We start from the raw sequence: 23,009 nt of genomic DNA, 5'->3' as shown, positions 1-23,009 counted from the left end.
GCTATGGACAAAGTAACCAATACCAAAGGAGACGCGATCTTAGAGGCGGCCTTGCACTTATTTGCCACGCAGGGTTATGCCGAGACCAACGTTCCGTCAATTGCTAAGGCTGCTCAGGTCGGGGTGGGCACGGTTTACCGCTACTTCAAGAATAAAGACAGCATTTTGAACCATCTCTTCCAGAAGGTCCTGGCCGTTTTTCTCTCTGAAATTCAGGAAGCAGTGGATGAGCATGCAGATATTCAGGCCCAGTTCAGCCAGTTGTTCGATGCTTCAGCCGGGTTGATGCTGAACTACACACCTGAACTGCAATTCATGAATCTCAATGTTTTTAATGAGGTCTTGGATGACGATAGCCGGGCTGCCAGAGCAAAAGTGATCACGTATTACACTGATTTTCTCCAGCGCGGTCAAGACGCGCACATTTTTGTGCACAGCAGTCCAGATGTTCAGCTGGTTCTGCTGTATGGCAGCGTGCAGACGATGGTCAGTTTCCTTTGGGCGAAACATCGCTTTGCTAAAATTCCGCCGGCAGACACGCGGAATATTCGGCAGTTGAAAAATCAATTATGGAACGCACTCACTGTGGAGAGGAAGATTTTTGTTGAAGAAGTTTAGAGAACACCACATTCTCGCCCTGATTGCCTGGATCGTGATCGTTGTTGCGGCCCTGATCATGATGCCCAACGTCAGTCAGCTGACCCGGGATAAGGGCGCTATCAAGCTGCCCAACGATGTGGAGAGCCAAATTGCCACGCGCATCGAGAAGAAAGCGAACGACAATAAGACCGTCCGTACATATATTGCCGTGTTCAACAATGGCAATCAGAAGTTGTCCGCCGACCAAATCAAGGATATCAACACGACGATCAAGGATATTCATAACGTCAAGGGCTTGTCTGTCCGGGGTATTACCGCCCCGAGTGATAACGCGGAAACTAAGAATCAGCTGGTTTCCAAGGACGGCACGACTCAGATGGCAATGATCACGGCGAAAGCCAACACCCGGGTCGCAGTCCAAAGCAAAGCGCTGGAAAAGCAGGTCAAGACCAGCGGCTTGAAGACCTATATCACCGGTTCCGACGTACTGAACGATGACTTCTCGACCATCACCGAACAAGGTATTCAGAAGACTGAAATCATTGCCATCGTCTTCATCTTGATCGTCTTGATCATTGTCTTCCGTTCGCCAATCGTTCCGCTGGCTTCGCTGATCACCGTTGGCGTGGCCTTCATCACCAGCTTGAGCATCGTGATGAACCTGGCTCAGTCCTTTGATTTCCCCATCAGCAACTTCACCCAAGTGTTCATGGTTGTGGTGCTGTTCGGGATTGGGACAGATTACAATATATTGCTGTATAACACGTTCAAAGGCAACTTGGGTGAGGGCCGAACGCCGGTGGAAGCCACCCGGCGGACACTGAAATACGGCGGCCGAACGATCCTGTATTCTGGATTGTCGGTCCTGATTGGTTTCACCGTGTTGGCCTTGGCCAAGTTCTCGTTCTACCAATCTGCTGTTGGGGTCGCCGTTGGGGTTGCTGTGCTCTTGCCGGTCCTGCTCACCCTGAACCTATTCTTCATGAGCACGCTGGGCGAACGGCTTTTCTGGCCCACTGGTACCAAGGGCCGCGAATCCGAAAGCCGCTTATGGCACACGCTGTCTAAGTGGGGCTTAGCCCAACCAATCATCACCATCGCCGTCATCGTCATCGCTGCCATCCCGTTCCTGTTCACGATGAATCAGACGCTGAATTTTAATAATGCTGACGAATTGCCAGAGAGCATTCCCTCGAAGGTCGGCTATCGGCTGATCCAGAAGCATTATTCCAAAGGGATGACTGCACCATCGACCGTCTATATCGAAAGCAAGCGGCCGCTGAATACGCAGGAAGACCTGGCTGCTGTGGATGATTTGACGCAGTACTTACAGGCTGAAAAAGGGGTCAAGACCGTCGCTTCGGTCACTCAGCCGGGGGGTAGCAAGATTTCCCAGCTTTACCTGAAGAATCAGCTGAGCACGATCGTTTCTGGTTTGAATCAGTCCACGAAGGGCATGAAACAGATTCAAAGCGGGCTGAGTGACGCCAATAAGCAGCTGACTAGCGCGAATGTGCCGGCCCAAACTGCTCAGGTACAACAATTGGCCAATGGCACCCAGCAGCTGCAAAGCGGGGCCGGCCAGTTGAATGCCGGGGTCAGCCAGTATACGGCAGGTGTCGGCCAAGTGAATAACGGCGTCGGCCAAATGCAGAGCCAGGTACCGAGTTTGACTAGCGGCGTGAGCCAGTTGGCCAGTGCGACCCAACAATTGCAAAGCGGGGCCAGCAGTTTGAGCCAAGGCATCAATCAATATACTGCTGGCGTCAGCCAGGTGAACAGCGGCGTTGCGTCGCTGCAAAGCAAGACGCCGGCATTGACCAGCGGGGTCAGCCAACTTTCTGCTGCTGGCACGCAATTGCAAAATGGGCTGAAACAACTGAATGCCCAAGTTGCCCAACTGGCCAGTCTGAATAGCCAGCTGGCGCAATTGGCGGCGAGCACTGGCGCCTTGAGTACCGGGGCCACCCAGCTGAATAGCGGCATCAGCAGCATGAGCGGTCAATTGCCGACGCTGGCCAGCGGGGTAAACACGCTCGCCAGCGGCAGTCAGCAGTTAGCCGGTAACGGGACGGCACTCAAAAGCGGGGCCAGTGCGCTGAACAGTGGCACGACCCAGGTCAACAGCGGAATCCAGTCGCTGAATGGCCAGCTGCCAGCACTGAGCAGCGGCGTCAATCAGCTTGCCCAAGGGACCGGTCAGCTGGCCAGCCAAAGCGGCACGCTGAATAACGGAGCGTCCTCCGTATCTGCGGGCACCCAGCAGGTCAACGCTGGTGTGCAGCAGATGAATACTAAGGTTAAGGCCCTGGCAACTCAAGTTGCTCAGCTGCAAAAGGGCTTAACCAGTGCCACTGATGGATTGACCACTCTGCAGCAGGGCAATGCCACGATGAAGGCATATCTCAGCGGCCTGCAAAAGTCCTATATGGGAGATAATTTCTACATTCCCCAGGACACGATCAAGAGCAAGACCTTCAAACCGGCCTTGGATAATTACATGGCCGATGACAACAAGATCACCACGTTGACAATGGTCTTCAAAGGTGATCCGGCGACGTTGGCAGCAGCTAAGCGGGTACGAGTTATCCAAAGTGATCTTAAGGCCAAAATGAAGCATGGTCCGTTGAAGGACGCCACGGTGGCGGTGGGCGGTCAAACGTCGCAAACTGCCGACCTGCAGGAACTCGCCAACGGCGACTTCCTGCGCACGGCGGTGATCATGGTGGTCGGGATTGCCATCGCTTTGATGGTTGTCACCCGATCGATCATTCAACCGCTGACCATTCTGGCAACGCTGTTGATGGCTTACGTAACTTCGTTGAGCTTGACCCATATCGTGACGAAGGTGTTCATGGGTGTGCCGCTGCTGACGTGGAACACACCATTCTTCTCCTTTATCATGCTGATCGCGCTGGGGGTAGATTACAGTATCTTCCTGATGATCCGCTTCCGCGATCTGCGGGTAATCGAGCACAACACCGCCAAGCGGATGCTTAAAGCAGCATCCGTCATCGGCGCAGTCGTGATTTCCGCCGCCGTGATCCTCAGCGGCACCTTTGCCGCGTTGATGCCTTCGGGTGTCACGACGCTGATTCAAGTGGCCTTGGCCGTGATCATCGGGTTAGTGATCCTGGTCATTACCCTGCCGCTGATGCTCTCGGCAGCAGTGGAATGGGTCGCTCGGTCCCAGAAGCTGCCGAAGAAGGGCAGCAGTGCATATCAGGCAGAGAGTGAAGCAGCCGGCGATGGGCAGAAGGCTCAGCCGACAGATAAGAAGTAATCATCAATAAACGAAAAAGGCGAGCGGATTCATCCTAATCTGGATGAGTCTGCTCGCTTTTTTGCCGGTATTGCGGTATTGAAAAAAGCAGGCAGAAAATTAAACCTTCTGGCTGCTTCATGCTTCAGTATTCTTATTGCCGCTTCTTTATCTCAATCGTATTGTCCTCATGGGCAATGATGACGGTGTCGCAGATCCCGAGGAACAGGCCATGTTCGACCACCCCGACGGTACTGTCAAGGTAACTGGCCAGCCCGCGCGGGGCGGGAAGGGGATCAATGTATAAATCAATGATGAAGTTGCCGTAATGGGTGACGTAGCGCTCGTTGGTATCGGTGGTGCGGAACCGGGGGAGCAATCCCTCATCGGCGAATTGATTGAAGACTTGCTTGGCGCTGATCGGCAATACTTCCACAGGTAAGGGGAAGCCGCCTAAATGATCCACCACTTTTGACTCATCCACGATCCATGTGTTGTGTAGAGAATGAACGGCGACGTTCTTCTCCATCGTTAGCGCGCCGCCACCGCCCTTGATGCCGTCCAGGTGGCTGTCCACCCGGTCGGCACCGTCAATGGTTAAGTCCAAATGCTCCACGTCGCTGAGTTCGCCGACGGTGAAGCCTAGGTTCTCTAACTGCTGCCGGGACCGGTCGGAGGTGGTGACCACCGCGCCCAGTGCCAGGCCTTCTTTTCTCCGTTTGCCTAAGGCATCAATGAAGAACTTGACAGTGGATCCAGTGCCCACCCCCAAGCGCATACCGGACCATACGGTGTCTGCGGCGCGTTGGGCGGCCTTTTCCTTCATCGTGTTCTGATCGACTTCGCTCAGCATCGAATAACCTCCTTGAATTTCACTGTTATTATACATGAATATGCTCAATTTGTGAAATAGAAATCGATATAGTTTTCTGACCGGAACAATACCCGGAATCGGTAGAAACGCCTGCGTATAAAGGTTCCTAACACAATCGAAATTGGAACGGTCCAAATCTGGTAATGGCATAGAACACTGGATGAGCATGTTACGTGATAGAATGAGCACAATACAGTACACTGAAAAGGAACGCAATACGAGAGTTCGCAAAAATCAGTTTGCTGCTGGTAAAGGAGGCATGGCTGGCTACGCCAAAAAATCGCAACCGGCCAAACGTATGAATGATTATCTGGATTTGAATGACGATGCGCTGGTGCGGTACCCTAATCCGTCCATTGGGGTAGTGGTGCCGACCTTAATGAACCCGTTTTTTCCGAAAATGCTTAGCGAGATCGCAGAAACGGCCCGGATTCAGGACTATTACACGGAGGTGTTTAACGCCGCGCAAGACGGCGGAGATTGGACGAATCTGGCGGCCCGCTTTGCCCAAGGCCGCCAGCAGGGCTTGATTCTCGCTGCACCGAAAGTGACGGAGAAAATTGTCCGGCTGCTCGCTGAGACTGAGCCCATGCCCTACGTCCTGACGGATCAGGCCGATGATGTTCCCGGAGCCTTGCGGGTGGCAGTGGATGACACCACCGGCGGCGGTTTGGTGGTGGACCATTTAGTGGGATTGGGCCATCAGCGGTTTGCCATTGTCTGCCCGCCCCAGCTGTCGTTCAATATGGCCGCGCGCTACCGGGGCTACTTGGATGCGTTAGGCCGGCACGGTATTCCGCGGAACGCGGTGACTTATGTGTCGGCTCCCCTGACCCGGGAAGCCGGGCAGGCCGCGGCAGCGCGGATCGTGAAGCTGCCCGGGATCACCGCCATTATTACCATCAATGATGATTTAGCCATTGGCGTGTTGAAAGGACTGCATAAACTGGGCAAGCAGATTCCCCACGATTATTCAGTCGTCGGTTACGACAATACGGACCTGTCGAATTATGTCACGCCGGAATTGACCACGGTGAATCAGCCGGTGATGGACCTGGGCCATGCGATCGCTGATTGTCTATTGGCCAAAATCGAGCGGCGAGAGCCGGAGGTGCCAGCGACACTGCCAGTGGAATTAGTCGTCCGGGCCAGTTCCGGCCGGGCAAAACTCGCCTAAGAGCGTGTTTTCCGGTAAGATGGGCGTAGAGATTATTTGGAAAGCAGGCATTTTCTATGACCAATCGCATCGTGATCATCGGCAGTATCAATGTGGATAATATTCTGCACATTAACCGGCTGCCGCAACCGGGAGAAACCATCGCCATGTCGGAATATTCCCAGGCCGCCGGCGGAAAGGGGGCCAATCAAGCCGTGGCCAGTGCGCGCAGCGGGGCGGCGACCACGTTCATCGGTCGGGTCGGTGACGACAACAACGGTTGGCTGATGATTGAGAAACTGAAGCGGGAAGGCATTGACGTGCGGCACGTGATCACCAGCCATACGCTGCCCACGGGTCAAGCGTATATTCTATTGCAAGAAAGCGGCCAGAATTCGATTATTATCGACCATGGGGCGAATTATCAGGTCATGGTGGAAGACGTTACCGCTGCAGCTGACGCCATCCAAGCCGCGGATTTTGTGATCACCGAATGCGAGACGCCGATTCCCGCGGCCGCGGCGGCGTTCCATCAAGCCAAGGCAGCCGGGGTGCGCACCATTTTGAATCCGGCCCCGGCGAATCAGCGCTTGACCCCCGAATTGTTGGCCCACACGGATATTATTGTGCCCAACGAGACCGAAAGCGGCAGGCTGACCGGGATGCCGATCACGGATCAGGCCTCGCTGGCCGCGAACGCTGCTTACTTCCGGGAGCGGGGCGTGGCTACGGTGTTGATTACACTGGGTGATCAAGGTGTTTATGTGGTGACGGATACGGGGAGTCGGCTGCTGCCGGCTTTCCCCGTGCACGCTGTCGATACCACGGGTGCGGGAGACGCGTTTATTGGCGCGCTCGCTTCCGAACTCCGGCCCGATTTAAGCAATCTGTACGCCGCGGTCCAATATGCCCAGCGGGCATCATCCTTAGCTGTCCAGGGACTCGGGGCGTTTCCGTCAATTCCGCATCGGCTGGCCGTTTTGGCCGCTGCCAAGAACGCTTAACCCAAGCGGCACCGATTGTCCAGTGGATAATCGGTCTTTTTTTGCGGGCAGATGCTATCGAGACCCACTTTCGGGTAGAATAGGTGGTATGGATTTCTTCGTGCAGAAAAGGATGTGGCATTTTCAGTGAACGTCGTGGATTTTGATTACCAAAGCCGCCCGGCCCGGCGGTGGGATTGGCTGCTGGCTTTTGGTTTAGCCGCTGTACTCTTTTTCGCCGCCGGCATTGTTGCCCAGGCCAATCCGCTCACCGGCGGCTCGTGGCTGGGCGGCGATCTCAGCCAGCAATACGTGTCTTTTTTTCAATATTATCGGCATGTCTGGGCGGGGGCGACGGATCAGATTGGGTATAGTTTCGCCAACGGTCTGGGCGGCAGTATGGCTGGCAATTGGGCCTATTACTTATTGAGTCCGTTTAATTTACTCACGCTCTTATTTCCTGCCAGCCAAATTCCGTTGGCGTTGTATGTCTTGGTGTGGTTGAAAATCAGTTGTGCGGCTGCGGCCATGAGCTTCATGCTGCGCAAAGTCGAACCGACTTTGGAGCGGACCATCAATCTGGCACTGGCCATCAGTTACGCCATGATGGGCTATGCCATTGTCTACCAAATGAATCTGATGTGGCTGGACGGGGTGATCTTGCTGCCGCTGCTGGTCTGGGCGTTACGGCGGCTGCTGGATCAGCGCAGTTATGTGCCGTACACCTTGCTCTTGGCATTGGCTGTCATCAGCAATTACTACATTGCTTATATGCTGGCGGCCTTTTTGGTCCTGTATTGCCTGTACATGGTGATCATGTCCTGGGCGGATTGGCGCAAAGCGGGCAAACAGATAGTACGGTTTGTTTGGGGCTCGCTGCTGGGCGGGCTGCTCAGCATGGTCGTGGTGGTGCCCACTTTGCTGGACCTGCTAGCCGGCAAGGGGACCCAAACCACGCCGCATTTGCCGCTCATCATGCAGGGGTGGACGCTGGTACCGACAAAACTGATTCTGGGATCGCCCAGCAACGGACTGCCTAACGTCTTTATCGGTACGCTGGCCATGTTTGCGTTTGTCGGCTATTTCTTCAGTACCCGCTTTGCCTTGCGGGAGAAGATTGCCGGCGGACTGGTTGCCCTGATTTTAGCTTCCGGGTTTCTGTTTAATGCTGTCAACCTTTTTTGGCACGGCATGCAGCTGCCCCAGGCCTATCCGTTCCGGTTCAGCTTTTTGGTCAGTTTCTGGTTGATTTATCTGGCGGCTACTCAGCTGACGCAAATCGATTATTGGCATTTTGAATCCTGGTTTCCCAGCACACTGGTGGGCGTTGCTGTGCTCGGCTACGCCTTCTTGATGCGTCATCGGGTGGTGGGTATCACCTGGTCCCGGCTTCTGCTCAGTGCCTTTTTCTTTCTATTAATCATGGCGACGGTCGTTTTGTGGGAGAAGCGGGGCGAACGGCTCTGGCGTTGGCTGGTGCTGCTGGCGGTAGTGGGCGAGTTTGGCGCGAACGCGGCGCTGGTCGCCCGGCAGATGGTCCGCGTGCCGACGGCCACGTATACCGAGTATTATCAGCGGACGCACCAGTGGGTGCAGACCGTCCAGAAACAGGACGACACGGCTTTTTATCGGTTGGATAAGAATTTTGTGCGGGCTAATGACCGAGGCGATGCCTTTGGTCAGGACTATGCCAGTGCATCGGTCTTTACGTCGAATACGCAGCCGGCCATCGCCAAGTTCTACACGGCGATGGGGCTGCCAGCCTATGGTTATTGGGCGGCCTATACGAATGGGACGCGGTTGACCGATACGTTCTTGGGCATCAAGTATTTTGCCACGACAACGCAGCCGACGACACCGGCGGCTAATTTTACGAATTACGGCCAACGAAACGATTTGGCGACCCAGCCGGTGACGACTCAGCAGAGCAAGGTCACCGTGCGTGAAAACACAGACGCGCTGCCCCTTGGCTTCGCGGTACCCAGCAACATGGTGACCCCGACGTACCAGACTTTGGATATCTTGGGCAACCAAAATAATTTATTCAATGCCCTGACTGGCGCGGATGATGCCTACTTCACGTCGTTGACCGCAACCGCGCCGAAATTGACCAACGCCATATTGACCAAGTCGTTGACTGGTACGACGATCACGAAGAAGAATCCGGCCAAACCGGCCCAGGCGGTTTTCACGATTGCTGCGCCGCGCCAGCTGCCCACTTACATCACGATTGATCAGGGCTTGCTGAATACCGCTCGGGTCACTCTCAATGGTCAGGCCATCACGTTTTTCCCGGCCCAGTATGCCCCGGTACCGTTGGGGACGCTGCCCCGGCATGGTCGGGTTACGCTGACGTTAAATTTGCTCAGCAACAAGATTCAATATCAAGCCATGCAAATCGATCAGCTGCATCCAAATATTTTACAGGAGGCGGCAACGAAGCTGAAGCAGCAGTCATGGCGGCTGCGCAAGGTCAAAGCCAATGAATTGGCCGGCTCGATCACGACGACCAGAGACCAACAGCTGCTGACGACGATTCCGTACAGTCGGCGCGGTTGGACTGCCACGGTGGACGGCAAACCAGCCGCTATTAAGCAGGCTTTGAATACGTTTATCAGCGTGCCGCTGAAAGCCGGACAGCATCAGGTGGTGCTGCGCTACCGGATTCCGGGTATGCGACTGGGCATCGGCCTCAGTATCGCTGGTCTGGTTTTGCTGATCGGCACCTTGATCATCATTCGGCGGAAGCGGCCGGCTGATGGCGACGATGAGATTCAGTAATGAGTGAAGGGGGAGATTCACTAATGCTGGGCAAACGCCTGCGACGTTGGCTGTGGCCGACGGCTTTGACCATTTTGGCGGCCATCGCCAATATTCTTTATTCCGGTGTGTCGTTTATTTATTATCCGATCACGCTGCCGGATCCGAATTGCTACCTCACTGTCGGGCGGGCCATGGCCGCCGGGAAGGTGATGTACAAAGACATTTTTGATCAAAAGGGACCATGGACCTATTTTCTCCACTGGTTCACGATCACCATCACGCCGAATCAGGGCGATTACGGCTACCTGATTTTCGACATTTTCTTCACCGTGCTGATCCTGTGGTTCGCCTACAAGATCATGCGGCTGTATTTGTCTTTCCAGTGGAGTGCGCTGCTCACGCCGGTTTATCTGGTGTTGATCATGCAGCCGTATTTCTATCCCATGGGGGACACGGTGGAGATTACCTGTATGCCGGTGATGCTGGCGGCCATTTATTTAGTGCTGCGTCAGGTCCGGCAGCCTGACCGGTTGGTTCATTGGTGGGAATCTGGGCTGCTCGGCGTGGGTCTGAGCTGGATTTTGTGGACTAAGTTTTCGCTGATCCTGCTGCCCGGGGTGGCCACATTGGTGCTGATCACCTACGTTTGGCGCGCTCAAGGTGCGCCGGAAGCATTGCGGCACATTATTTGGGGAGTGATTGGCGCTTTGCTCCCCACGATCCCGGTGATTATTTATTTTGCTGTCAACCATGCGTTCAGCTATCTTTTCCATTATTATTTTGTGGTTAATTTGACGGCCTATAGTCCCGCCTCGCGCATGATTCTGCCCTTGGCGATTTTGCGGGGCATGACTTACGGTATTTTTCACAACCTGACCAGTAATTGGGGTCTGGGAATCGCAGGCGTATTATTCTTTCTTAGTTTTTTCGTCGGACCAGTGGCTCCACGGTGCTGGGGCGATCGGCTGGCAATTTTCCTGCCATTCTTCGCCGGGCTGTTTGCGGTGGCGTATCCCCAATATGGCGGCTATTATGTCTACCCCGATTGGGTGATCGCGCCCATCGCCGCCGTGACCGGGGCGTGGTTATTGGTGAAAGCCTTCCCGATGCTGAAAGGCTGGCAGCTGGCTGGTCGCCATCTGGGTTTTGCCTGGACTGGGGTGGCCTTCACCTTGCTGTTGGTTCTGGCGAGCTTGAACACCACACCGCGTCAATCGTGGCTATATAACAAAGACAAACCGGTTTTTGACCAATTCGTCGCGCCAATTCGCAAAGATCCGAACAAGGACGCGTCGCTCATGCTTTACAACGTGATGGACCAGGGGTTCTATTATTTTGCTGGGAACAAGATTCCGCCGACTCGCTATTTCACCCACTACAACATCAAGGATAAACAGTTCCCGGAGTTGAAGCAGGATCTGAACAAGCAGCTGCGGGCGCGCTCGGTGGATTACGTGATTACCCGGCACGGGACGGCTAAGAAATACCGAAAGTTCAAGGTGGCTAAGGTGATCAAGCAAAATTACCGGCTGATCAAGACACTGCCTTATTGGGGTATGACCTATGATCTGTACCAGGCCAAGAAGTAGGAGGAGACAAAAACTTGGAGAAAAGTAAAACGCTGTTGCGCCGGGGCTGGCAGCTCTGGTTGGCCCTGGTGGCCGGAATCAGCACGCTATTATTCGCCGGCACGTCGGTGCTGTACCATAATATTTCATTGCCTGATCCGAACTATTATTTCACTGCCGCCCGCATGATCATGAACGGCAAGGTGATGTACCGAGACATCTTTGAGCAGAAGGGGCCGCTGGTGTATTTCACCCATGTCATTGCCCTGGCCATTACTCCGGGTCGGCGGGATTACGGCTATTCGATCATTGAATTCCTGTTGATGTTTTTCCTGCTGTGGTTCACCTACCGGATCATGCGGCTGTATTTGCCCCGTATCTGGGGCGCGGTGCTGACCCTGCTATTCCCGGCGGTCTTCTTGCAAAACGCTTTGTTCCGGGAGGGGGACACGGTGGAGATCACCAGCACGGTGATCATGATGGGGGCTTTGTACCTGGTCATGCGGCAGATGGTTCAGCCGGCGCACCGGGTTCGGTTCTGGGAATCCGGGCTGCTCGGCATGGGCGTCGCGTGGATCCTCTGGAGCAAGTTTTCGTTGGTGTTAATGCCCGGTATCGCAGCGCTGGTGCTGGTCGCGGTGGTTTGGGGCAATCAAGGCTGGCGCCAGGCGCTGCTGCACACGGGACTGGGGCTGCTGGGCTTCGTGCTCATCACCGGTCCAGTCTTGTTCTATTTTTGGCACTATCGGGCTTTGAATGATCTATTTAACGTGTATTTTTACTGGAATCTCAATGCTTATACGGAAGCGGCCAAATTACCGTTGGCTGGTGCAATCCTGTATGGGGCATACTTAGGCGTGGCCAATGCGCTGATGTCCTATCCGATCCTGATGTGGGCGGCGGTGATCGGTCTGCTGGGTGTGTTCCTTGGCCCCTTCACCCCGCGCAAGGGCTGGTATCGCTTGGGTTTGTTCTTGCCGCTGTGGGGCGTTATGTTCTCCGTCGGCTATCCGCATTTGTTGGGGTATTACATCTATCCCTTGGTCATTTTTGTACCCTTGGCGCTGCTGACAGCGGCGAAGCTGATCCTCTTTCTTTATCCCAAGCTGGCAGAGTGGCAGCCGCGGGGCTGGGCGACGGTGGGGACGTGGCTGGCGCTGACGGTAGTGACCCTGCTGATTGCCGCCGGATTCAACAACACGCCCCAACAATCCCGACTGTTTGAGAAAGAAGATCCGGCCATTTTTCAATTCATGGCGCCGGTGCGTCATGATCCCAAGGCCAGCATGATGCTGTTTGGCGTCATGGATTATGGCTTCTATTATTACGGTGGGAATAAAGAGCCGGTATCGAAGTATTTCGCCGTGTACAATTTGGATTGGAATAAATTTCGTTATCCGTGGAAGGATTGGGATCAGCGCTTGGCGGACAAGAGTGTGGACTACGTGGTAACGAATACCGCCCGGGCCCACTCGAATGGCCATTTGCGGAAGAATTATAAGTATTTGTCCACTGTGCATATTCAGGGGCAGGCGTTTGACCTATATCACGTGCGCAACTAATTTTGCAGGCAGCAACGACCACGCCAGGCCGTTACTGCCTGTTTTTGATTGGCCGCAACTTGACTTAACATAGCTAAGTTCCTTACACTAAGTAAGGAGACTATTTCAGAAAGGATGGTAACATGGCTAAAATTAACGCACACAGTCTAACGGATACTTACACGCTGACTAACGGGGTGAAAATTCCGGTCATTGGCTTCGGTACTTGGCAATCTTCACCAGAGGATGCTTATAATTCGGTTAAGTGGGCTTTGGAAGCCGGCTATCGCCATATTGATACCGCGGCCACTTATGAGAATGAAGAAGCTGTTGGTCGTGCGATTCGCGATGCTGGGGTGCCGCGGAAAGAACTGTTTGTCACCACGAAACTGTGGAACGAACAGCGTAATTCCTACGATGATGTACTGCATGCCTTCCGGGATTCCCTGACGCGGCTGGGCTTAGACTACATTGATCTGTACTTGATCCACTGGCCGGAACCGGCTGCTCATCATCAGGATTGGCAGCATTTGAATGCCGAGACGTGGCGGGCCATGGAACACATCTATCATTTGGGCAAAGCCCGGGCGATTGGTGTATCGAATTTCTTGGCGCACCATTTGGATGAGCTCGCCAAGACGCAAAAGACACCGCCGATGGTTAACCAGATTTTCCTCAATCCCCATTCTCCACAACCGGACATGGTCGCCTACAATGCAGCTCACGATATGCTCAGCGAGGCGTATTCGCCGCTGGGCACCGGGGAATTGCTGAAGAATGAAACGATTGGGGCGATTGCCCAGAAGCATGGCAAGTCCCCGGCTCAAGTGCTGGTACGCTGGAGTTTAGAGCAGGGCTTCCTGCCGTTGCCGAAATCCGTGCACCAGAATTACATTCAAGCCAACGCGGACGTCTTTGATTTCGAATTGGATGAGGATGATACTCAGAAGATCGGCGCGTTGGCCGGACAAGGCCGGCAGCGGCAGGATCCGACAACGTTTGATTTCAGTAAGCAGATTCCGTTTTTGTGAGTTGAGCCATTGAAAAAGCCTGACGGTACGCGCAGTTGCGTATGCCGTCAGGCTTTATTGATATTACTGAGCGATGCGGGCTTTGACATCTGCCAAAGTCGTCCACCAGTCGGCCTCCCAGGGATCGGCAATTGCCAGATGCTGCCAGGGCAGAAGTATTCATCAATGGCATAGCACCGGCATGCCAATCGGTCTGCCGCTCCAGAAAAAATGTTTACCCAGGTCGTTTACGATGATGTCGCGTGATTTGACCAAAGAAACTACTGTCTCAGTGGCGTTGCAAGCTGGTATGATAGGGATAAAAGTGAATGACGCCAGTGCAGTCAACGGGCAAAACTTGGTCGTACTGCCCAATCGGTTTGCGGCCATTAGCGTACCGGTACTCGCTGGTCAATCGACGGTTGCGGTGTTTCAGGCACCCGATCAGGCTCAAATCGAGCAGGTCCAAGCAGCCCTGCAAGCGGGGGTGCCGGTGCGGCTCCAAGTGTTTGGCCCTGGCCTTGGCGGCTGGGCTGATCAGTTGCGGCCGGCGCTGTCACCCAACTTTTCGTTTCTAGACAGTGAGGGAAAAGCATGAATTTCTTTGTTAACGGCACCATGGGTATCGGCAATTCCGGCATCGAACACGCTGAATTTTATCGGGCCAAACTTTTCGATCAGGTTGGCTTAGAATACAAGTACGTTTTCGTTGATTTGGCCCCCCAATTACGGGAAGCCATGGCCGAGTGGCATATTGCCAACGAGACAGTTGCCAATATGTGGGAGTATTTCACTCTCGGCGATCGGTATTTGACCAACGGTGTAACGCGTGAGTTTAAGAAAAAAGACGATCTGGTCATCGACAGTACCAAGACCCATCGAAAGCGGGAAACATGGACACCCAGCGGTTTGCGAATCGTAGAGCATCTGGTGAAGTACCCGAATAAACACGAAAAAACGGATGTCTTACTGGTCAGTACAGCCCGGGTGGAGATTTTTTCCCGAATTGATGGCCGACGCAAGGTTGAGTTTGAATACGTGGACGATCCGCACCGCAAGTTTCAAATCCGCAATATCCATGTCTATGACTTAAACGGCCAGCATCTATTCTTTCCCAATGAAATGTTGGCGCGGCGGTACTTTTTCCATCAGCTGGCGCGGGTCTACGCCGAACATAATGTCTTCATGATTGACCGTGGGGAACGGAATGAAGTGGCTCTGTATGCGCCCAAGATACCGAATGCGACGGTGATCCATGTAATCCACGCAGACCATCTCACCAATCGCGACGATCCTGCTAAACCGCTGTGGAACAATTACTACGAATATCTGTTGACTCATTTGGATCGCGTGGCGAAAGTGGTGGTGGCCACCAAGATGCAGCGGGCAGACTTACTGCGGGACTTCCCCCAGGAGGGCGATAAGTTTGTCGCGATTCCGGTCGGCGGAGTGCGGGACCAAGCACCTGCGAACATTGACCATCCGCTGACGGCGCCATTGAAGCTGATCACGGCATCCCGGCTATCTCCTGAAAAGAATGTTGATTTTATTGTCCGGGCAGTGGCCAAGGTCCACGATGAGGGTACGCCGATCACGCTGGCGGTGTATGGTGACGGGATCAAGAAGCCCCAGTTGGAGAAATCAATTGCGGAACTCCATGCTGCGGACTACATCACTTTGGCGGGCCAGTCCAATCATCTTGAGGATCTTTACCCACAGTATGATGCCTTTATTTCCGGATCATTTTCTGAAGGCTTCGGGCTGACCTACATTGAGGCACTGAACGCGGCCCTGCCGGTTGTGTCATTCAGTGCCCACTATGGGGCCCTGGAGCTTATTGAGAACGGGGTGAACGGATTCTTGCAGCCGTTTAAACGGAATGATGATCAGTACGATATTGATCAGTTAACAGAGGGCTTGCATCGTTTACTGGCCGCCGACTATCCGCAGCTGCGGAAGAACACACAGCAATCCGTACGCGATTACCGCGATAGCGTGATTGCGAAGAAATGGCAGGTGCTGATCAATGAATTATGAGCTGATTAATGGGGTCTCGCCCCAAAGTCCCGCGTGGCCGACATTCAAACAGTGGGCCAAGGAAGAAAACGCGCCGTTCATTGTTCTTCAGCCATTGCCGGGGCTGCTCGGCGTGGCTAAGGAACAAGATATCCAACTGCGCAGCGTCATCGACTTTGTCACGAAGCGGCGGTATGCAAAAGATTTTTATCGCTTTTTTAATGAGGCACCAGTGCCTGACGGTGCAGAGATTTTCATGAGTGGCGACGGTGTCATCAGCATTATTTACGAAGGCGAAATCATCGGCTATGTGACTACTTATGCAAATACACGGCGGGCAGTCAAACAGATTGATTATCTCAATCCGGACCAGACGAAGGACTTCACGGAAGAGTATGCCTATGATGGCAATGAATACAGCAATTTGTTTTACTATGACAACACGCTGCAGCAGATCCAGTTTTTAAATAATGACGGCCAAATAGTGGTGCGGGAGTATCTGTACGATGGGATGATCAATATGATCACGATTGAGGACCCAATCACCGGTAAAGTCGTGACCCAGTATGATGACTTGACTCGTTTTTTGACGGCCACTGTAGCCAAAATGGTCACGGCCCACGATACCGTCCGCATTCACTATATGGGCGTTGAGCTGAACGTGCTTAAGGATTCGCCGGCTCACAATGTGCTGCGGCTGGCCGAGGCGCCTTTTGATGATCAGGGGACAGTCCGCGGCTTTCTGCTGATGATTCTGAAGGATGAGATCAACTATGTGCAGGAAGTGGAAATGTCCCGGGCCGCTTATCAGGCACTCACCGTGCAGAATATCCCCTTGGAGAAAGCGACAATTATTGACGATCCATTGAGTGACCCCAAGTAAGCACTTGCTCATGTGTACTCATGGGGAGGCCGCGATCTGTGGGACGACCATTTACCTTTTTGGCGGATGGCTGTTTTTTAGTAAGCGCCTTTCTCAAACGTGGTGCAGAGTTTAATGAAAACAGGTGTTGCCATGCCTGTTTTTCATTCTGAGAACTACTGAAAATTAATGTCACCAACGAAAGCCTGCTGCTCCGCTGTTGCAAGCACTCGGTTGGTAAAGTAGCCGTCTCGAAGCAAGACGCCCATATTATTGACGTGTACCAGCATATCCTTGATTTCATCGTCGCTTAGATTTGCTAGCAGCCCATCAATTTCATCCAGACTGCCGATGGTCAGCCCTAGATGGTTTTTCTCGATAAACGGTGCCACTGCTGCCTGCTTCCAGACGATCACTGGCATGCCATGGGAAAGATAGAGCGATACTTTATGGGGATGATTGTATTTCGTATAACTTCCGTAATGACCCATCCAAGAATCACTGTCCCAGGCCAAGCCAAACCCCTTAGGCAGTTGATTGATCAGATCATCCCGGCGCAGGGCCCCATGATACTCTACTTTTGGATTATCCCGGAGTCCTTTCTGAATCGCATCATCGGCAACGCCAAACACTGAGATAGGAGTTTCTTCGTGCCACTCTGTTAAGTAAGATGATTTGAAAAGATTACCGGATAAAACCAAGGTCTTGGTAAACTCTTCAGGAGACGTAAAAAGGCGGTGCCAGTCGTGGTTATTGTCCAGATAATCTAAGAGATATTGAGAGACCATAGGGACATTGACGCCAAGTTCTCGTAACTTGGCGCCCATAATTGGGTTGTGAATGATCAGAGCATCAGCTTTGTTAAAATAGGGGATCTCATCAATACTGTTGCCAATATTGGTTCCCCGAAGAAATTCGACATCGTGGATGAGCAGAACGACTTTGACGCCGCGATTATGCATTTGATCAATGAAGAACTGATCGAAGCGGGGGCTGATCAGGACGGGATATTGATATACCACAAGATCGCCGTTGGTGACGGCTGCTGTGATCCCGTCAATGCGGGACTGAATGGCTTGATTGGATTCGTAATCGCTGTTATAGCGAAAAATGTGCAGCGGCGCATACCCGTTCTGAATGCCGATGGCGGTGATGTCATCCTTGGCTTGGGAGGTTGCATCGGCGGATTCGCCTTGAATGATATCTGTGATCCATTTTCGCAAAATGATTCCTCTTTTCGAGAAATTTATTTAGGCAGTGTGATTGGGCCGAAGCGTACCGTTTGCTCAGCAGCAAGCAGCACCCGTTTAGTAAAGCAGTCCACGCGCGCCCCGCGCATCTTCATGCAATCAATAAAGCGGGTCTCAAAGCGCGGACCATTCAAACCGGGATATTGATAGACTAGAAAGTCGCCAGCAGCCACTGCCGCCGTGATTCTGTCGATCCGTGAATCCACCGCTTGGTCGGACTCATACGCACCATTATACCGGTACATGTTTAACCATTCGTAACCGACGTGGCGTCCAGTGTGGGCGCTTCGATCATGCGGGCCGCCGTTGAATTTAACCTGCACACTCTCCACTAGAACTATATCAAGGAATGTAAGCGTTTCGCCATAAACTTTTAGTAAGTAACATTATGCTTTCTGACCCCGCATTTGAGAAAAATAATGTAAATGAGGATAACGGTTGCTTTACAACCACTAAAGGGGTATATTACTCATCAAGTTATTAATCGACACACAAGGATAAATTGCTTATGGATATTGACGAAGAAATTCGACCGGGGACCAACCGTTATGTTAGTGAAGAAGGGGCCACTGCCAATCTGCCAACACTGTTGACGGGATTCTCTCATCCAATTATCATCACCGGGGAGAAATCCTATGCCGCTTACCAAGCCCACACAACCAAACCGTTGCGCTTGCCGGTGTATCGTTATGACGGTTCAGCCAGCGATGCGGATGCTGCCCGTATCGCCGCGGAAGCAAAGCACGCCGACATGATTATTGCCATTGGCGGCGGCCGGCTGCTGGACACCGCGAAATTGGTGGCTGAGAATTTCGACTGTGAATACATTACGGTACCGACATTGGCGTCAAACTGCGCACCGTATACGCCGATCGGCGCCATCTACAATGCCGTCGGCCACACCTTTAATCGCGTCGCCTACTTCCCCCGAGCACCTTACGCTACCGTGGTGGATTGGGATATTATTGCCACTACGCCGGAGGATTACTTAGTCGCCGGAATCGGTGATACATTGGCTAAGTGGTACGAGATGGAGAGTATTACCCGGCCTCGGCGGGACAGTCTCACGGCTTTCAGCCAGCTGGGGTTTAGCGCGGCCCAAACGATTCGGACGATCCTGCAGCGCGCCGCGGTCCCAGCAGTCGTTGCCCTGCGCAAAGGTCAGGTAACGGCGGACCTGGTCGCCATTGCCGACACGATCATTGGGATTGCTGGCACCGTCGGCGGTTTTGCCGGGGCGGACGGTCGCATGGCTGGGGCCCACGCGATCCATAACGGGCTGTCCTATGTTGATGAAACCCACGAAATTCTCCATGGGTCGAAAGTCGCTTACGGTATCCTGGTGCAACTCGCCTACACCGGGGACGACGATGAGATCCGTGCACTCCTGCCGTTTTATCAGCAGGTCGGCCTGCCCACGAATCTCAGTGATCTTCACGTCGTCCGCGACTTAAAGGTGAAAAAGGCTCTCGTCGCCGACTGGGCCGCCGCCGATACAGAATCTTTCCGCTTAATTGACCCAGACATTTCGTCAGAGAAGGTCCTGGCGGCGATGGACAAGGTCGAAGCTTTAACTGCCGCGCCCTTGGTGGATGAAGGGTGAAAAAAAGGGCCGGCCAGCAAAAAATGGTCGGTCCTTTTGGTCTGCTAAAAATCAATGTGTTACGTGTGCCAGTACCCATCGATACGCCAACGGCGTCGCCATCTGCCAATACGCCCAGCCATGATCAAAGCCCTGATCCTGCACATAAACCGTCGGAATACCAACTTCCTGCAGCACCGTCACAAAGTCCCGGACATCATGCACCGGCACCGTCTGGTCATCACCGCTGGTCGCCACATAAAAATCGACTCGGCCTTTGCCGTGATGGACATCGTGGACAGGCAGCTGGGCATTGTACACTTTATCCGCCCAATTTGTTTGGCCATCCGTGAAGGCGTGCAGTGACTGACGGAACGGACTGTTACTGGGAATATGCTCCCAAATTGCCGGCGAAATCAGCGCCGTGTGGGCAAACACATCCGGATAACGCAGTGCGAGGCGGGCGGCGCCGTAACCGCCCATGGAAATTCCGCCGATGGCGTGGCGGCTGGCACCCCCGAGAATTCGGTAACGGGCAAAGATAGCGGGCACCAAGTCGTGCATGATGGCATCTTCCATCGCCACACCGTTGATCGCATTAATATAGAAGGAATTAAATCCGTCCACAAAAATCACGATCATGGCGTGCCCGGTTTGAACAAATAAATCGTCCAGTATTTGCTGGGAATCGAAGCGCTCCAGCAAGTTGCGGTGGTTTCCGTACAAGCCGTGGAGCATGAACAGTACCGGATAGCTCAGTGTACTGTCGTTGTAACCTGCTGGCAGATAGGCATCGTAATTCCAATCGATCCCCAGGATTGGTGAGTATACGGTGGTGGTCACTACCTGACTTTTCGTCATGATCATAGCTTTGTTGTCCCCGTCCTTTTTTGTTTACATGACCATTGTAACGCGCGGGCTGGTCAGGGAAAAACAAAGCGTTCCCCACACTGGCCTGCGGTGGTAGAATTGGCACATAGTTTGAAAATCAAAGGGGTCTTTCAGTTGCGTATTAATCGTTCAAGTTGTACCGCTGTATTAGTCGGAAAAGAAGCCAGCGTCGACCATGCCACCATGATTGCTCGAAATGAAGATGCCGAGGGCGGAATCAACCCCAAGCGGCTGATCTATGTGCCTGCCCAGACGGCCAGTCGGGAATTCAAGTCCACCTTCAACGGCTTCCACGTGCAATTGCCGGGGGATGCGCTGGGCCACACGCTGACACCGATGGCTGACACCAGTACAGACGGTGAATGGGGTGAGTCGGGCATCAATAGTGCCAATGTGGGCATGAGTGCCACGGAAACGGAGTTCACCAACGCCGCCATGCTTGGGCTGGATCCGCTGGTTCCGGACGGCATCGGTGAAGAAGCGATGCTCAGCTGTGTGCTGCCCTTTGTGAAGACCGCTCGGGAAGGCGTGGAACGCTTGGGTCAACTGATCAGCGAGTTCGGTACCTGTGAGAGCAACGGGATCGCCTTCAATGACGTCAATGAAGTCTGGTACTTTGAGACCGTCGGCGGCCACCACTGGGCGGCTCAACGGATCCCAGACGATGCCTACGTGATTGCTCCGAACCAAACCGGTATCCAGGAGATCAACTTCGCGGATTCGGCGAACTTCATCACGGCGCCGGACCTGCAGGCCTTTGCCCAAAAGAATCATTTGAATACAGCCCGAGAAGGGTTCAACTTCCGTGAAATCTTCGGTGAAGATCTGCGCAGCGACCGGTTTTACAACACGCCCCGAGTTTGGGCGGCCCAGCGGCATTTCCAAAAAGATCTGCCGGAAGTACCGGAATCCCGGGAATTGCCGTTCATTCAGCATGCCCCGCGTAAGATTTCTGTGATCGATGTGGCGATGGTTTTGTCCGACCACATGCAGGGGACACCCTACGATCCTTACGGGCGTACTGGTACAGATGAGGAAAAGAGCCGCTACCGCCCGATCGGCATGAACCGGAATCAGGAAATGCATATTCTGGAGATTCGCAGCGACGTGCCCGCAAGTTATCGAGCAATTCATTGGCTGGCAATGGGAATGAATCCGTTCACGTTCCCGCTGCCGTTTTATGCCAATGTCAGCGATACGCCGGCGTTTTTCAAGAATACCACGAACGATGCTACCACCGAGAATTGGTACTGGCTGAATAAGATCATTGCCAATATGGTTGATCCGTTGTTCACCAAGCGAGATCAGGACGTCATGAACCGCATCCTGAATTTCCGTCGTGCGGGCTTTGCCCTGGGCAGCGGTACAGTGGCTAAGAATGATGCTGGTTTGGCGGCCAGCACCGCTGACGCCACGGCCAAATTGACGGCTGCCAACCAGGCCATGGCGGACCAGGCTGTTGCCCTGACAAAGACTTTGCTGACGGACGTGACTACGATGGCCGCGGACCGGTTGACCCTGCAATTTGAAAAGGGCGGCGAAATGTAATTTCTGCCGTCTAGCAGACAGCTGTCTCCCAGGAGATGGCTGTTTTTTTAATACGCGCAGCGCGATCAAGGCCCAACACGTGACAAATTATGGGAAACGTGGTATGAAGGAGGTGTCTGTTCTTTAAAGGGGAGAGGGAACACCATGTTACAAGCACTCAATTTTGAAATTAACAGTTATTTAGAAGGCCATGCCAGCGTGAGCGTTACCTTCGCTGGGGATGAGGTCCACGTGGTGATTCACAGCACGGCGCGGCCCGCACACAACGGTCGGACGACTTATCCAGCCAATTTATGGATGGCTTGGCGCCGCCGGTTCACCAGTTTACATATTGCACAGTGGCATCCGGAATATATGACCACGAATCTGACCGTACGGGATGGGGCCCGCTGGTCAGTGCAGTATCAGATGGATGATGTATGGCATACACGCCGCGGCGTTACCCGGCTGCCCCATAACTGGCTGGCTTTTTTACGCTGGCTGGACGTGATCGCCCCGATTTTTTTCGTCGGGGAAGTGGATGATCTCACACTGGGGTATCGTCAGGGTTTTCATGTAGAAAAAATGCACATTACTCGGCCTAATCGATCCATTGTGCTCACCCGGGACTTGCCCTCGGGGGAGCATACCAGCTTTTTGACAGTCCGTCACCCGGCGGTATTGGACCTGTTGGATGATGTGTCGTTCACAGCGGCTGATACCAAGTCTATGACGCCGGGGGTCCTGACTAAGACTAAACCGGGATACTTTCTCATGGCGACTATTCACCATCAAGAGCCGCTGGCGATTCAAGGCTTGCACGGAATCGCGTTGTTGCCGGGAAATTGAGATGATTTTCTGGATGATCTGCAAGATCTGCTGGCCAGTGAGAATGATTTCAGTTTATTCACCGATCGCCCAGACAGCATTGTTGGGCGTGCATAAATAGCGCGCTGTTTGGTATGTAAACCATGACAAGCAGCGCGTTTTCTGGTACAACAAGGGCAGACTAACGGCGCTCAGAGACAATTGCCGCTGAGGGTTGCAGGAAGGGGGATGGAAGGGTCGCCATGGATTGCATAATTCACGGAATATTTGCATATTCTAAGAAATTCCGGTAACAT

Annotated in this window: 17 protein-coding genes and 1 pseudogene; 14 read left to right on the top strand and 4 right to left on the bottom strand. The window is 53.4% G+C overall.

Going from position 1 to position 23,009, the window contains the following annotated elements; all coding sequences use genetic code 11:
- The first annotated feature begins 3 nt into the window (after positions 1–3).
- Both FMM01_RS07180 and FMM01_RS07175 read left to right on the top strand, forming a co-directional pair.
- Complete coding sequence (locus FMM01_RS07180) at positions 4–618, top strand: TetR/AcrR family transcriptional regulator (RefSeq protein ID WP_150392046.1); 615 nt, start codon at positions 4–6, stop codon at positions 616–618.
- Positions 605–3,877, top strand: a pseudogene (locus FMM01_RS07175) (MMPL family transporter); the annotation flags it as partial. The gene FMM01_RS07180 and the pseudogene FMM01_RS07175, both read left to right, overlap by 14 nt.
- Before the next feature lie 139 nt (positions 3,878–4,016).
- Here the strand turns inward: FMM01_RS07175 and rpiA are convergent.
- Positions 4,017–4,715 (bottom strand): ribose-5-phosphate isomerase RpiA, encoded by a 699-nt coding sequence (rpiA, locus tag FMM01_RS07170; RefSeq protein WP_419555019.1) that lies wholly within the window; start codon positions 4,713–4,715, stop codon positions 4,017–4,019.
- A gap of 280 nt (positions 4,716–4,995) precedes the next feature.
- Here rpiA and FMM01_RS07165 point away from each other — a divergent pair, with 280 nt between their 5' ends.
- From FMM01_RS07165 to FMM01_RS07125, 9 genes are all read left to right on the top strand, one after another.
- Entirely contained in the window at positions 4,996–5,913 is a 918-nt protein-coding gene (locus FMM01_RS07165; RefSeq protein ID WP_190973478.1) for a LacI family DNA-binding transcriptional regulator, read from the top strand.
- Positions 5,914–5,969: 56 nt separating this feature from the next.
- Entirely contained in the window at positions 5,970–6,896 is a 927-nt protein-coding gene (gene rbsK / locus FMM01_RS07160) for a ribokinase (RefSeq protein ID WP_150392044.1), read from the top strand.
- Between the two features lie 114 nt (positions 6,897–7,010).
- Complete coding sequence (locus FMM01_RS07155) at positions 7,011–9,656, top strand: YfhO family protein (protein ID WP_150392043.1); 2,646 nt, start codon at positions 7,011–7,013, stop codon at positions 9,654–9,656.
- Entirely contained in the window at positions 9,656–11,227 is a 1,572-nt protein-coding gene (locus FMM01_RS07150; RefSeq protein WP_150392042.1) for a glycosyltransferase family protein, read from the top strand. Before FMM01_RS07155 ends, FMM01_RS07150 begins: the two co-directional genes overlap by 1 nt.
- Positions 11,228–11,241: 14 nt before the next feature.
- Entirely contained in the window at positions 11,242–12,768 is a 1,527-nt protein-coding gene (locus FMM01_RS07145) for a hypothetical protein (protein ID WP_027827774.1), read from the top strand.
- A 122-nt stretch (positions 12,769–12,890) separates the two neighbouring features.
- Entirely contained in the window at positions 12,891–13,778 is an 888-nt protein-coding gene (locus FMM01_RS07140) for an aldo/keto reductase (protein ID WP_150392041.1), read from the top strand.
- A gap of 289 nt (positions 13,779–14,067) precedes the next feature.
- Positions 14,068–14,355: a hypothetical protein gene (locus FMM01_RS07135; RefSeq protein ID WP_150392040.1), complete on the top strand. Its 288-nt coding sequence runs from the start codon at positions 14,068–14,070 to the stop codon at positions 14,353–14,355.
- Positions 14,352–15,794, top strand: coding sequence for a glycosyltransferase (locus tag FMM01_RS07130; RefSeq protein ID WP_150392039.1), 1,443 nt, complete (start codon positions 14,352–14,354; stop codon positions 15,792–15,794). The genes FMM01_RS07135 and FMM01_RS07130 overlap by 4 nt, the downstream gene beginning before the upstream one ends.
- On the top strand, positions 15,784–16,656 hold the full coding sequence (locus tag FMM01_RS07125) for a hypothetical protein (RefSeq protein WP_150392038.1): 873 nt from the start codon (positions 15,784–15,786) through the stop codon (positions 16,654–16,656). The genes FMM01_RS07130 and FMM01_RS07125 overlap by 11 nt, the downstream gene beginning before the upstream one ends.
- A 155-nt stretch (positions 16,657–16,811) precedes the next feature.
- Here FMM01_RS07125 and FMM01_RS07120 read toward each other — a convergent pair whose 3' ends face one another.
- Together FMM01_RS07120 and FMM01_RS07115 are read right to left on the bottom strand one after the other, a co-directional pair.
- Positions 16,812–17,858 (bottom strand): glycosyltransferase, encoded by a 1,047-nt coding sequence (locus tag FMM01_RS07120; protein ID WP_150392037.1) that lies wholly within the window; start codon positions 17,856–17,858, stop codon positions 16,812–16,814.
- Between the two features lie 23 nt (positions 17,859–17,881).
- Positions 17,882–18,208 (bottom strand): glycosyltransferase, encoded by a 327-nt coding sequence (locus tag FMM01_RS07115; protein WP_027827780.1) that lies wholly within the window; start codon positions 18,206–18,208, stop codon positions 17,882–17,884.
- A gap of 185 nt (positions 18,209–18,393) precedes the next feature.
- Here FMM01_RS07115 and FMM01_RS07110 point away from each other — a divergent pair, with 185 nt between their 5' ends.
- Positions 18,394–19,488, top strand: a complete 1,095-nt coding sequence (locus tag FMM01_RS07110; protein WP_150392036.1) for an iron-containing alcohol dehydrogenase family protein — start codon at positions 18,394–18,396, stop codon at positions 19,486–19,488.
- Between the two features lie 51 nt (positions 19,489–19,539).
- On the opposite strand, the gene FMM01_RS07105 is transcribed toward FMM01_RS07110, so the two are convergent.
- Entirely contained in the window at positions 19,540–20,334 is a 795-nt protein-coding gene (locus tag FMM01_RS07105; protein ID WP_150392035.1) for an alpha/beta hydrolase, read from the bottom strand.
- A 138-nt stretch (positions 20,335–20,472) separates the two neighbouring features.
- Between FMM01_RS07105 and FMM01_RS07100 the strand changes: the two genes are divergently transcribed.
- Together FMM01_RS07100 and FMM01_RS07095 are read left to right on the top strand one after the other, a co-directional pair.
- Positions 20,473–21,906: a C69 family dipeptidase gene (locus FMM01_RS07100; protein WP_121500000.1), complete on the top strand. Its 1,434-nt coding sequence runs from the start codon at positions 20,473–20,475 to the stop codon at positions 21,904–21,906.
- A gap of 144 nt (positions 21,907–22,050) precedes the next feature.
- Positions 22,051–22,734, top strand: coding sequence for a hypothetical protein (locus tag FMM01_RS07095; RefSeq protein WP_150392034.1), 684 nt, complete (start codon positions 22,051–22,053; stop codon positions 22,732–22,734).
- Positions 22,735–23,009: the final 275 nt, after the last annotated feature.

It is taken from the genome of Schleiferilactobacillus harbinensis (genome assembly GCF_008694105.1).
Classification (GTDB): domain Bacteria; phylum Bacillota; class Bacilli; order Lactobacillales; family Lactobacillaceae; genus Schleiferilactobacillus; species Schleiferilactobacillus harbinensis.
Note: the sequence above shows the minus strand (reverse complement) of the source record. Positions and strands in the feature narration are given on the sequence as shown.

Excerpts from the sequence above, each read along its gene's own strand:
- rpiA (WP_419555019.1), bottom strand. The coding sequence starts at position 4,715 with ATGCTGAGCGAAGTCGATCAGAACACGATGAAGGAAAAGGCCGCCCAA.
- FMM01_RS07140 (WP_150392041.1), top strand. The coding sequence starts at position 12,891 with ATGGCTAAAATTAACGCACACAGTCTAACGGATACTTACACGCTGACT.
- FMM01_RS07180 (WP_150392046.1), top strand. The coding sequence starts at position 4 with ATGGACAAAGTAACCAATACCAAAGGAGACGCGATCTTAGAGGCGGCC.
- FMM01_RS07105 (WP_150392035.1), bottom strand. The coding sequence starts at position 20,334 with ATGATCATGACGAAAAGTCAGGTAGTGACCACCACCGTATACTCACCA.
- FMM01_RS07125 (WP_150392038.1), top strand. The coding sequence starts at position 15,784 with ATGAATTATGAGCTGATTAATGGGGTCTCGCCCCAAAGTCCCGCGTGG.
- FMM01_RS07165 (WP_190973478.1), top strand. The coding sequence starts at position 4,996 with ATGGCTGGCTACGCCAAAAAATCGCAACCGGCCAAACGTATGAATGAT.
- FMM01_RS07110 (WP_150392036.1), top strand. The coding sequence starts at position 18,394 with ATGGATATTGACGAAGAAATTCGACCGGGGACCAACCGTTATGTTAGT.
- FMM01_RS07150 (WP_150392042.1), top strand. The coding sequence starts at position 9,656 with ATGAGTGAAGGGGGAGATTCACTAATGCTGGGCAAACGCCTGCGACGT.
- FMM01_RS07095 (WP_150392034.1), top strand. The coding sequence starts at position 22,051 with ATGTTACAAGCACTCAATTTTGAAATTAACAGTTATTTAGAAGGCCAT.
- FMM01_RS07130 (WP_150392039.1), top strand. The coding sequence starts at position 14,352 with ATGAATTTCTTTGTTAACGGCACCATGGGTATCGGCAATTCCGGCATC.
- FMM01_RS07135 (WP_150392040.1), top strand. The coding sequence starts at position 14,068 with ATGATAGGGATAAAAGTGAATGACGCCAGTGCAGTCAACGGGCAAAAC.
- rbsK (WP_150392044.1), top strand. The coding sequence starts at position 5,970 with ATGACCAATCGCATCGTGATCATCGGCAGTATCAATGTGGATAATATT.